General features: G+C 47.4%; 9 protein-coding genes. 1 reads left to right on the top strand and 8 read right to left on the bottom strand.

All coding sequences use genetic code 11. From position 1 onward, the window contains the following. Positions 1–76: 76 nt before the first annotated feature. Entirely contained in the window at positions 77–2701 is a 2625-nt protein-coding gene (locus ACWP87_RS11180; protein ID WP_005684422.1) for a YfhO family protein, read from the top strand. 85 nt (positions 2702–2786) lie between these two features. Here the strand turns inward: ACWP87_RS11180 and ACWP87_RS11175 are convergent, their stop codons facing one another. The 8 genes from ACWP87_RS11175 to pheT all read right to left on the bottom strand — a co-directional run bounded on the left by ACWP87_RS11175 (position 2787) and on the right by pheT (position 11334). Then, on the bottom strand, positions 2787–3086 hold the full coding sequence (locus tag ACWP87_RS11175) for a HesB/YadR/YfhF family protein (RefSeq protein WP_005684423.1): 300 nt from the start codon (positions 3084–3086) through the stop codon (positions 2787–2789). Beyond that, on the bottom strand, positions 3067–3732 hold the full coding sequence (locus ACWP87_RS11170; protein WP_005684424.1) for a response regulator: 666 nt from the start codon (positions 3730–3732) through the stop codon (positions 3067–3069). Before ACWP87_RS11170 ends, ACWP87_RS11175 begins: the two co-directional genes overlap by 20 nt. Next, positions 3725–4789, bottom strand: a complete 1065-nt coding sequence (locus ACWP87_RS11165) for a sensor histidine kinase (RefSeq protein WP_005684425.1) — start codon at positions 4787–4789, stop codon at positions 3725–3727. The genes ACWP87_RS11170 and ACWP87_RS11165 overlap by 8 nt, the downstream gene beginning before the upstream one ends. Then, the gene (gene liaF, locus ACWP87_RS11160) at positions 4786–5490 is read right to left on the bottom strand and encodes a cell wall-active antibiotics response protein LiaF (protein WP_005684426.1); all 705 of its coding nucleotides are present in this window, start codon (positions 5488–5490) and stop codon (positions 4786–4788) included. Before liaF ends, ACWP87_RS11165 begins: the two co-directional genes overlap by 4 nt. Positions 5491–6149: 659 nt before the next feature. Next, on the bottom strand, positions 6150–6620 hold the full coding sequence (gene greA / locus ACWP87_RS11155) for a transcription elongation factor GreA (protein ID WP_005684427.1): 471 nt from the start codon (positions 6618–6620) through the stop codon (positions 6150–6152). Positions 6621–6686: 66 nt separating this feature from the next. Continuing rightward, the gene (udk, locus tag ACWP87_RS11150; protein ID WP_005684428.1) at positions 6687–7325 is read right to left on the bottom strand and encodes a uridine kinase; all 639 of its coding nucleotides are present in this window, start codon (positions 7323–7325) and stop codon (positions 6687–6689) included. A 222-nt stretch (positions 7326–7547) separates the two neighbouring features. Continuing rightward, positions 7548–8699 (bottom strand): endolytic transglycosylase MltG, encoded by a 1152-nt coding sequence (gene mltG, locus ACWP87_RS11145; RefSeq protein ID WP_005684430.1) that lies wholly within the window; start codon positions 8697–8699, stop codon positions 7548–7550. A gap of 223 nt (positions 8700–8922) precedes the next feature. Then, the gene (gene pheT / locus ACWP87_RS11140) at positions 8923–11334 is read right to left on the bottom strand and encodes a phenylalanine--tRNA ligase subunit beta (RefSeq protein ID WP_005684431.1); all 2412 of its coding nucleotides are present in this window, start codon (positions 11332–11334) and stop codon (positions 8923–8925) included. Position 11335 lies beyond the last annotated feature (1 nt).

The raw sequence follows: 11335 nt of genomic DNA, 5'->3' as shown, positions 1-11335 counted from the left end.
TATGATATGCTTGATTCACAGTAACAGCTTAAAAATAAGCTGGAATTAATTTTAATTTAGAAGTTGGTGAGGGCATGTGCGACAAGTCTGGTCGAAAAAGTATCCGTTAATACTGAGTTTTCTATTACCGGGGCTATTGGTGGCTTTTTACTTTGCCATTCGTGGTGCTTTTCCATTTGGGTCCAGTAGCGTCTTAACCGTTGATCTCGGCCAGCAATACATTGATTTCTTTGCCTACTTGCGCCAAACCTTATTAGGCAATCCCGGACAACTTTTTTACGCCTTCAATAAAGGGCTAGGCGGTGATATGTTCGGGGTTTTTGCCTATTATTTATTGAGTCCCTTCAACCTGTTAGTTGTGCTGTTTCCTGCCGACCTGCTGGATGTCGCCGTTTTTGTCATCATGATCTTGAAAATCAGTACGGCGGGCTTGACGATGGGGTGGTATGCCAAACGTCATGCGATTACGGGTTTAATGATCCCCACATTTGGGCTGGCTTATGCTTTAAGCGGCTGGATGTTGGCCAATAGTTTTAATTTGATGTGGCTTGATGCCGCCATTTTGTTGCCGTTAATCATCCAAAGTCTGGAGACGCTGCTCAACGGCGGGCGCGTTTTTGCTTATATCGGTTGGTTAACGGCGGCTTTCATTGTCAACTTCTACACAGGGTATATGATCGCCATTTTCCTGGTGCTTTATACCGGTTACTGGCTGGGCAGTCATGCCGTTTCTTGGCGGCAGACAGCACATGCAGGTCTGCGCTTTGCCTGGGCTAGCATCTTGGCCGGTATGAACAGCGCAGTCGTGTTGCTGCCTACCTGGTTTCAACTCGCCCAATCCAAAGGCACCTATACCGTCAAAACCATCCAATGGCGGTTCGAATACGCGCCGGATCGACTGCTTAGCAAAATGCTGCCCGGAAGCTTCAATTTTGATCAGATGCCTTCAGGATACCCTAATTTTTATATCGGTGCTTTAGGCTTTGTTTTAGCCATTCTTTTCTTTATATCACGACACCAGACATGGCGCCAAAAAATGGCTGCTGCTTTGGTGACCGCTTTCTTAGTGCTTTCGTGCATGTTTGAGCCGCTTGACTTAATGTGGCATGGCTTTCAATTCCCGGTTTGGTACCCGTATCGCTTTACGTTTATCTTATGCTTTTGGTTACTCAGTCTCGGCATCAGCACCCTGCAGAAGCATCAATCGGCGCTTTCATTTCGGACGCTAGTTATTTTATTAATCGTATTCGGGCTCATAGATGGGGATGTTGCGCTTCACCTTAACCATTACAACTTTCTAACCATCGGCCACCTGATCTTTGGCATTGGCACCTTGTTGCTCGTCTTGGTCTGGCTAAGCCTGGATCACCGCCGTCCGTTTTGGTTCGGTTTTGCCATTGTGTTGGTCGATATGAGTGGCAGTTTAATTTTAACGCTAAATCAATTGGCGTATCTTGATCATCATGCTTACCATGATTACGCCGCGGCCCTTATCCAAGGCGCACGCACCATCAATCAAACAGATAACGGCTTTTTTCGTATTGGCAAAACAACGATTCGCACCCGTAACGATCCGATGACAGGCAATTACCGCGGCGCCGATCAATTCAACTCGCTACTTGAGCCGGCCACACCTCAATTCTTCGGCCAAATCGGGCAACCGGAAGACGATGGCTCGGTCGCATACACTAACGGGACATTGATTACCGACAGCTTGCTTGGCATTAAATATTTTTTAACGCCGACTCATACTTGCGCTGCCTTACCTGATGCCGGACAACGACCTGATTTAAAGTGGTATCAACAGCTGCGACAAGTCGGTCCGTGGCAGGTGCTAAAATCCCCATTTGCCCAACAACTGGGTTTTGCGGCGGACAAAGCGTTATTAAATCAGCAGCTTTACAGCGACACCCCGCTTGCCAACCAATCCTTTATTTTGCAAGCAGCACTGGGTAAAAACACAACGCCTTATTTTACTGCTTTGCCACTTCCTTCACCGACTTTAACCGGCGTCCGCCGCGTCACCACGGGTACAAACCCAACTTTTGCCAAAAGCGGTTCCGGTCCGCACACGGTGACATATCAATTTCAACCGCAAACTGGCAAAACCTATGTACTCACCCTCGGAAGTCATTTTGCCAATCATTTGGTTACCTTGAAACAAAATGGGAAAACGGTCACGTTACCAGAAAGTTTTAATGATACCATCACCGTTAACGTCACCCCCGCAAACGCGGCAGAAATTCAGACGTTAACTTTTCAACTCAACAAAAAAGAAGCCTGGTTTGAAAATATCGGTCTGTATCAAGCGCATACGGAGCAGCTGATCCAGGACCTTACGCAACTGCAAACAGGCGGCTGGCACGTAACCCATGTGACTGCCACCACACTTGCCGCCAATATCACCATTCACAAGCAAAACCAGATGTTGCAAACCACTATTCCCACTGCACCTGGCTGGCAAGTCAAGGTCAACGGACAACCGGTGAAACCCAAAACCAGTTTAGGTATTTTCATGGCGCTTCCGTTAAAACCCGGCCATTACCACATTACCATGCGCTATCGACCACCCTTGTTAGGCTGGGGCAGCTTGATCACCATCGCCGGTGTACTGCTGACGTTTTGCTGGTGGCTCGTGACATCTCGCAAAAAAAGAACGGGAATTATTGAAGCAAAACGCCGCACCATAATTGGAAAATAAAGTGTCCGCGAGTTGGTAGGTACCAACTTATAATTAAAAGTCCGCCACCAGTGAAACAACGACAATTCGCTGGCAGCGGACTTTATTATTCTTCTTTAAATTCGTACTTAGGCTCGTCAAGATGTGCATCATAGTCAACCGTCATGACCAGATTCTCAAAAAACCACGCATCTGTCGGGTTAACGAAATAAGTCACGCCATCTTTTTTAACCGCCATAATTGGCTGGTCAGGGTGGTCATCGCGCGTCATGCCCACGCTAAAACCATCATGCACCTGGGTTTTACCATAAGCCTTGCCAAAGAATCGAATGCCGGCACCTTCAGCAGGCAAATCTAATTCGCGGTGAAACCATTGACTAGCTTTATCAGTGATCGCGAGTTGCAACCCCATCATCTCCTTGATCATTTTTTACCAGACCATGCTTAAGCGCGTAAATCGCTGCTTGCGTCCGGTCTTCGACATCCAATTTGGCCAATATGTTTGAGACATGCGTTTTAACGGTTTTCAATGTAATAAAGAGCTCGGTCGCAATTTCCTGATTCGACTTGCCTTGTGCAATAAGCTGTAATACCTCACGTTCGCGGTTCGTCAGCTCGTCATATTGCGACTGCGGATGATTCATCCGATTCATCATCTTCGTGGTGACTTGCGGCTCAAGTACCCGTTCCCCGCTGGCAGTCTGGCGGATAGCCTTGGCAATTTCTTCGGCCGTTGCGGTTTTCAAAATATAACTGGCCGCGCCGGCTTCCATGGCAGGATAGACTTTGGCATCATCGATAAAACTTGTCAAAATGATGATACGAGCTTGCGGCCATGCTTTTAGAATTTCTTTTGTCGCTTCAATGCCATCTTTAACCGGCATCACCAAATCCATCAAAATAATATCCGGGCGATCTTTCAGGGCCATTTCGACCCCTTCTTGACCATTCTCGGCTTGATCAACGACTTCTAAATCGGGTTGGACGCCAATATAGGTGGACAGCCCCAGTCGAACCATTTCGTGATCATCAACGATCAATACTTTAATCATGCGCAACATCCTTTGATAACGGTACTCTGACTTCAACACTGGTTCCTTGGCCGACCACGCTAACGACCTTTGCCGTACCACCCATGGCTGCCGCGCGTTCTTTAATATTGGCCAGTCCATAATTGCCATTACTACTGGTTTCTTTTGGATCAAACCCGACACCATCATCAACCATACGCAAAATAACCATATCTTGCAACCGCTTCAGATAGACTTCAAGACTATCAGCTTTTGCATGCCGCAACGTATTGCTTAATAGTTCCTGAACAATGCGAAAAAGATTATCCTCCGCAGCTGCATTCAACTGAATATCGTCCAGTTGCCAAGTGATTTTGATGGTGATCTTAGTTTGTAATTCCTTCAGCAACTGGATAATGCCTTGCTTAAGTGACTTTCCTTCAAGATTCGTCGGACGCAAATGCAGCAATAAGGCGCGCATCTCTGCCTGGGCCTCATTAATTACTTTTTGAATCGTATCCAGTTGCTTATTCAAAGCTTCTTGTTTGGGATCGCGGGCCGCCACACTGCGCAACGCCGACAGCATCATCATGGCAGCAAAGAGTTGCTGGGAAACAGAATCGTGTAATTCACGCGCTAATCGGTGGCGTTCGCCGGTTAAAATGGCTTCCCGCGTCTCGCCGGAAAATCGCACCGGTGTGTTACTATAACGTTCGATTTCACGTTGCAAGCGTATCATTTTTTGCCGTAATGCTTCAAGCAAGGCAGCCGGTTGTTTTCCCAATGCGGCTTCAGCCTGTTGCGATCGATTAAAAATCGGTGCCTGATACTGTCCAGCGTTTAATTGGGCTAAACGACTATCCAACTGACTACGCACGACCCGCTGGCGCCAAAGCACAATCACCGTGGCACCAGAACTAATCAATAACGCGCCAATGAGCAAATAAACCAGCAGTGGCGCCGACAATACATTGGCTAATAAAAGGCGTAGAAAATCGTGCTGAGTAACTTTTGCCAGCATAAAAACCAAACAGGCCTCGACTAGAAGTGTCCAGACCAGCAAGATCATAAAAAAACCGACTAACATTCGTCGCCTCATACCGCCAGCACCTCCAAGTCACCTACCACTACATTCGTAATGATATGGATACGCCGTGGTGCATCGTCATAATCCTGCGAATACATCGTTACGCTTTGACTATGCAGCATCGAGTCCGCATTTTCAAAATGGAGCCGCCCGTAAAATGTCGCATGTTCAACCGCGACGCCAACGCCAATGGGAACCAGAATTCTGGTTTTGCCAAAGCCTTTGCGAATCATAATAACACTGTCGCCTTTAGGCAGGAAAGTATCCCCCAAATCAATAATGGTATCGCCAGCAGGAACGACCATATTGATGTCATCCCAGTCGTAACTCGGCGCAATGGTTTGCCGGTTGCCCCATGAATGAACCGTGCGCCGACCCGCTTTTTTCCCAGGCTCCTGCGTGACCGGTGCAACGTATTGTTTGCGGTCCCACATTGAAAAACCCATCCCCGGCTTGGTTAACACCATGATTAGGAACACGCCTGCTACCATGAGAATCAACCAGACTGCCGGATTAATAAAGATTCCCAGTACCAACAGGATACCACCAAATGTCACATTGAACGCACGCATTCGATGCCAACGCGCACCTAAAAAGAGAAAAAGAACGCCAAACAGGATCGTTGTCAACGCCATTGGATTGGTGATGATCTGAAACCCCAGCCAGAGGATCAACGCAAATTCAATTCCTAAAAACAGTTGCCAGCGGCGCATTGCGATCCCTCCTTATCTAAAAATCGTTGTGAACTTAGAGCACACTATCCGAAAAAGCCTGCTACTATTCACGAATTATTATAACGAATCGGAACGCAACTCGCTTAGGGCGTAAGGCTGATATTCATTGGAAACTGGCGGGACTGAGACATAGTTCTATCTCAGGATGTGATGCTCACTAAAATCCGAATACTACAGCTGAGAAAGTAGCTAAAGTAGTTCCGGGCCGTGCCAAACTACGCAATCTCCGGCCAGATGGGGTGGCGACGCGAAGCTAGAGCGGAGACGGCGCTTGGAGCCTGCAAGCCCGGCAGTCTCCAAGTCGCCTAACAACATCAGCGACAAAGCCCGGTCGCTGTGTTGTTCCACGGCTGAGCCCCATCTAGCCTACGATTGCTCCGCTTTGGCACTGGGATCGTTAAAGCTCATTCATACAAATATGAAGAAGCCAAAAAGCGTATCATTTCTTACAAAATCGAGAAATTTCTCAATCTTAGTGAGAAATGGTACGCCTCAATTTTGAAGCTGTGAATTATGACCCTGCTCCATTATTCGCGAGTAAGAACAAAAAACGGCAATCACTGCTCTTGCATTTGAGCGTGATTGCCGCTTTTGCCTTACTTACAAAATTGAAGCCTACAAGTCCGTCAAAAACTCGCTTACCCTTCAACCTTGGTAATTTTAACGGTCATTTCACCACCGGGCGTGTTAATGGTGACTTGATCGCCAACTTTACGCCCGATCAGTCCTTGAGCGATCGGGCTTTCGTTGCTGATTTTGCCGTTGAAGGCGTCTGCTTCTGCCGCACCGACAATTTCATAAGTTTCCTCATCGCCGTCTTCTTCAAAGGTGACTTTTTTACCGATTGACACTTCATTTTTAGCGACTGCCTTAGCGTCAATAATTTCGGCATAGCGCAACATCGTTTGAATCGTAACAATCCGATTCTCAAGGGTTGATTGCTCATCCTTGGCTGCTTCATATTCGGAGTTTTCGGATAAATCGCCAAAACCACGCGCGACTTTGATGCGTTCAATCACTTCTGGCCGCTTCTTGGTTTTTAATTCCTCTAATTCGTTTTCAAGTTTCTTCTTACCTTCTGCTGTCATCGGATAGCTTTTGTCTGCCATAAAATACTTACCTCACTTCTTATTTTCCTTAGTCACTTTATTAAGCCAGCAACCATTTGTCAATGGCTACTCTTCTAAACCGCGCTCTGCCAAAATACTTTTGATCTTTGTGACCAGCAAATCGATGGCGACCTGATTCTGACCGCCTTCTGGGACAATCAGATCTGCATAACGTTTCGTTGGTTCAACAAACTGATGATACATTGGCTTCACGGTTTTTAAATATTGATTAATAATGGATTCCAGCGTGCGACCGCGTGACACCATATCCCGGCGAATACGTCGAATCACCCGAATATCGTCATCTGTATCCACAAACACTTTAATGTCCATCATGTTGCGCAGCGCTTCGTCATCAAGAATCAAGATACCTTCGAGAATGATCACGTCTTTTGGCTCAAGGTGAACCGTTTTATTCGACCGATTATGAATCTTGTAATCATACACCGGCTGATCAACGGCATGTCGATGAATGAGTTGCTCCAGATGATGTTTAAGTAGCGGCGTGTCAAATGCCAACGGGTGGTCGTAATTGATCTTCTTCCGCTCTGAAAACGGTTTGTCACTTTTCTTATAATACGCATCCTGTGCCAGCAAGAGCAAGGAATGACCGGAAAAATGATTAAAAATAGCCCGACTGACACTGGTTTTGCCACTGGCTGAGCCACCTGTCACACCAATCACAATAGGTTTCTTCTGTTGCATTTTAGCCTTCCTCACTCAGTATATAAGATCTGCGCATAACACAGCCTTGGAAATAACGTCCGCTGGTTGGACACTGCTTCCAAGGCCGCTTAACCTGAAATTTGATTTAGCTTCCGGACATGATTTTATCATATCCAAAATTAGCTGCATGCTGCGCTGTCAGGACGTCACGTTGTTGATTGGATTGGTGGACGACCGCGGTGCCTTCATCAACGGTTGCGCTTATTTATCGGCAGCGGCATTATCGCTTGCAAACTTAGCTGTATTAGCATCATGTTGCTCGCGAGTCGTTGCATACAGCACTTCACCCGTCTTCAGATTTGCAACAAAGTACAGATAATCCTTACTGCGGGCATTCGGACTGAGAACAGCAGCAATGCTTTGTTCGCTCGGTGAATCAAATGGTCCGGGGCCATAACCGGTGTGCACATATAGGTTGTACGGTGAATCAACGCTGGTGTCTTTGTTGGTTAAATGTGTCTTATGCGTATTCAAGGCATACATGACAGAGATATCGGACTGCAGTGGCATACCGGCATCAATCCGGTTCAAGAAGACGCCCGCAATGGTACGGCGATCTTCTTGGGTCACCCCTTCACGCTCAACCAACGAGGCCAAGGTCATCACTTCCTGAACAGAATAACCTTGTTTCTTAACGCTCTTGTAATAACTTTGCATCACGCTATCAGTCTTTGCCACCATTGCCTCAACCAGATCCTTGGTGGTTTCACCGGCGCTCACGCTATAAGTGGCTGGGAAAAGATACCCTTCCAGACGATACCGTACCCCTTTAGCCGAGGCTGCAGCGCTAAGTAACTTAGGATATTTCTTAGCCAGCTGGTTGAAAAAGGTTTGGTCCTTCATCAAGGCCAGGAATTTTTTGCTCGTCAGATTTTGATTGGATTTAGCCAATTTATTAACGGAAGTCGCAATTTGCTCAACCGTTGCGCCTTCTTTTACCAGCAACTGTCCCGCCGCGGCTGCTGAAGTGCCACCTGCACGCAACTTTTGAATCACCTGATCCATATTGTCACGTTGCGTTAGTTGATAGCGTCCTGCTTGAAAATCGGCAATATTGTGAAACTTCACGTAATAGTTGAACACCATGGCACTTTTAATCACATGCTTGGCTTCTAATCTGCTCGCAATTTGTTTCGTGCTAGAGCCAGCCGGGACCGTCACATTAATGCTTGTTTTGCCATTAGGGTTAACTGGCTGTAAGGCTGAATTGACATACCGGTAGCCCATCAGTCCAACAATCACAAGTACAGCAAATAAAATACCGAGAACCCAACCGACGATTTTTTGCGATGCTTTTTTCTCATGTTGCCGCTGGCGTCGTTTACCCGCCACGTCCGGGGATCGCTTGTCCAAAAAGATGCCTCCTTTTTCTCATGCCAACGTTAACCTCATCCGTTATGCTTGCACACAAATAACCGCCAAGCATAACAGACAAAGTTATGACAACGCCATTATGTAGCAACGTCACCGTCAGATCATGCTTGACGGTGACGCGATACAGTCTGAATGTTACTGAGTCCATTGACCGTTGCCAGTGACTATCATACCGAACCACCGGCTAAAATGCGACTAACGATTAACGAATGATTGCCCCTAAATCAGATTCAAGTGCTGCTTTGACCCGATCAAAAGCCTGCGTAACTTCTTCTTCGGTTAAGGTTTGGTCATCGCGCCGATAAGTGAGCGTATAGGCCAGACTCTTTTGGCCCGGCGCCATATGCGAACCTGCATAAACATCAAATAAGGTAACGTCTTTGAGATATGCGCCACCGTGTTGCTGGAAGATCTGCATCACTTCGGCATTGGTAACGGTATCGGCAACTTGCAGCGCAATATCGCGCGTCACAGCCGGGAACTTCGGTGCAGGCTGGGCAATCTTCTCCTGACGCGGCGCCGCAAATAAGGCATCAAGGTCGAGCTCAAAGACAAAGGTTGCGGGTAGATGCTGTTCATGTTCAAACGCCGGGTGCAAACGGCCCAAGAAGCCGACTCGCTGCGTCCCGACCAAAATATCAGCCGCCTGACCCGGATGCAGTTCACTCACCGCCTGAGTCGCTGCAAAGTGCACCGGTTCAGCCAATGAATAATCCGCCAACAAATGCGTCACAATGCCTTTGACATAGAAGAAATCAACGCTGCGTGCGGCTTGATGCCAATTTTTGGCGGCTACGTGGCCAGTGATAGCACCGCCTAAATACTCGATTTCAGTTGGCCGTACCTGATCACCGGTTTTGGTAAAGATCCGTCCCTGTTCGTAAATGGCAACATCTGTTTCTTTACGGGCCTGATTATATTTAATGACATCTAATAGACCTGTCACCATATTCATTCGTAGTACGGCATGGTCTTTGGTCATCGGTGAATCAACCTGCGTCGGCTCGCCGGGTTGCAACTTAAACCTAGTTGCCGCTTGCTCAGTCGTCAGGCCATAAGTAATCGCTTGATTAAGACCCAACCCTTCAAGGAGATGGCGGGTACGGCGAATTCGCTTTTGCGCCGGTGTATACTCGCCAATCGTCATCGTAGTAGTCGGAAGTGTACTTGGTAAATTGTCAAAGCCATAAATACGGGCGACTTCTTCAACCAAATCCGCTTTGATATGAATATCCCAACGCCGAGGTGGAATCGCAACCGCAAATAAACCATCAGCAACTTCAACGCCAAAACCTAGTTGTTGGAAAATTCGTGTCACCTGGTCTTGGCTTAATGTCGTGCCCAACACGTGATTAATATGATCCAGCGAAATATCAACCACGACATCTTTTGCGTCAACCGCAGTCGGACTTACGGTTCCCTTGGCAGCCTGTCCGCCACCCAAGTCGCTCATCCAGGCAACTGCTGCATCTAAAGCGCGATTAATATCAGCTAAGTTAATCCCTTTTTCAAACCGCGATGATGCCTCTGAGCGCAAATTGTACTTCAGCGCTGTTTTACGAACGTTAACCGGATTAAAACTGGCAGCCTCAACGACAACCGTGGTCGTGGTTTCCGAGATCTCTGAATCCAAGCCGCCCATCACGCCAGCTAACGCAACTGGCACCTGACCATTTGTAATCACGATATCGCTGTCATCTAGTTCGTGTTCGCCACCATCCAGTGTGGTCAACGGTTCCCCATTGCGCGCCCGCCGAACCTCAATGTGCTGACTACCGAGTTTAGCATAGTCAAACGCATGCAACGGCTGACCATATGCCAACATGATGAAATTAGTGATATCCACGATGTTGTTAATCGGACGCACGCCAGCATTCCATAACCGCCGTTGCAACCAAAGCGGGCTCTCTTTAATGGTGACGTGGTCAATCACCCGTAACTGATAACTCGGGGCATCCTGAGCGTCTTTAACTTCGGCACTGAGATAATCCGCTACCGGACGATCACCTTCTGTCAGCGGCTTTTCTTCAAAGTGCGGCTTTTCATCATAAGTCGCGCCCACTTCCCAAGCAACGCCGCGCATGCCTAAAGCATCGGCACGATTTGGCGTAATCTCAAAATCCAACACCGCATCATGCATGCCAAGTGCGGCTAAAGCATCAGTACCAGGTTTTAAAGGTTCATTGAAAACGTAAATACCATTTAAATACGCTTTGGGAACCACATTTTCATTAAAACCGATTTCTTGCAAAGCGCAAATCATCCCAAGGCTTTCTTCGCCACGCATTTTGCCTTTTTTGATTTTGACGTTATCGGCAATCCGTGCTCCCGGAAGCGCAACGATCACCGTTTGGCCAGCCGCAACATTGGGAGCACCGCAAACAATCTGGCGCGGTTCGTCTTCACCCACATCTACCTGACAAAGGTTGAGGTGATCAGAGTTTGGATGAGGTTTGATCGCCAATACCTTACCAACGACAATCTTTTTCAATCCGGCATCGGGATGTTTAACATCGTCCACTTCAATTCCGGTTCGTGACACTTTATCGGCCAATTCTTCCGGTGATACCGGGATGTTGACAAGCTCTTTTAACCAATCATATGAAACGTCCATC

The sequence above is a fragment of the Lacticaseibacillus sp. 22 genome, from assembly GCF_055413445.1.
The sequence above is the reverse complement of the archived record's forward strand: the minus strand, read 5'-3'. Positions and strand labels throughout refer to the sequence as shown.

Excerpts from the sequence above, each read along its gene's own strand:
- ACWP87_RS11165 (WP_005684425.1), bottom strand. The coding sequence starts at position 4,789 with ATGAGGCGACGAATGTTAGTCGGTTTTTTTATGATCTTGCTGGTCTGG.
- liaF (WP_005684426.1), bottom strand. The coding sequence starts at position 5,490 with ATGCGCCGCTGGCAACTGTTTTTAGGAATTGAATTTGCGTTGATCCTC.
- udk (WP_005684428.1), bottom strand. The coding sequence starts at position 7,325 with ATGCAACAGAAGAAACCTATTGTGATTGGTGTGACAGGTGGCTCAGCC.
- greA (WP_005684427.1), bottom strand. The coding sequence starts at position 6,620 with ATGGCAGACAAAAGCTATCCGATGACAGCAGAAGGTAAGAAGAAACTT.
- ACWP87_RS11170 (WP_005684424.1), bottom strand. The coding sequence starts at position 3,732 with ATGATTAAAGTATTGATCGTTGATGATCACGAAATGGTTCGACTGGGG.
- pheT (WP_005684431.1), bottom strand. The coding sequence starts at position 11,334 with ATGGACGTTTCATATGATTGGTTAAAAGAGCTTGTCAACATCCCGGTA.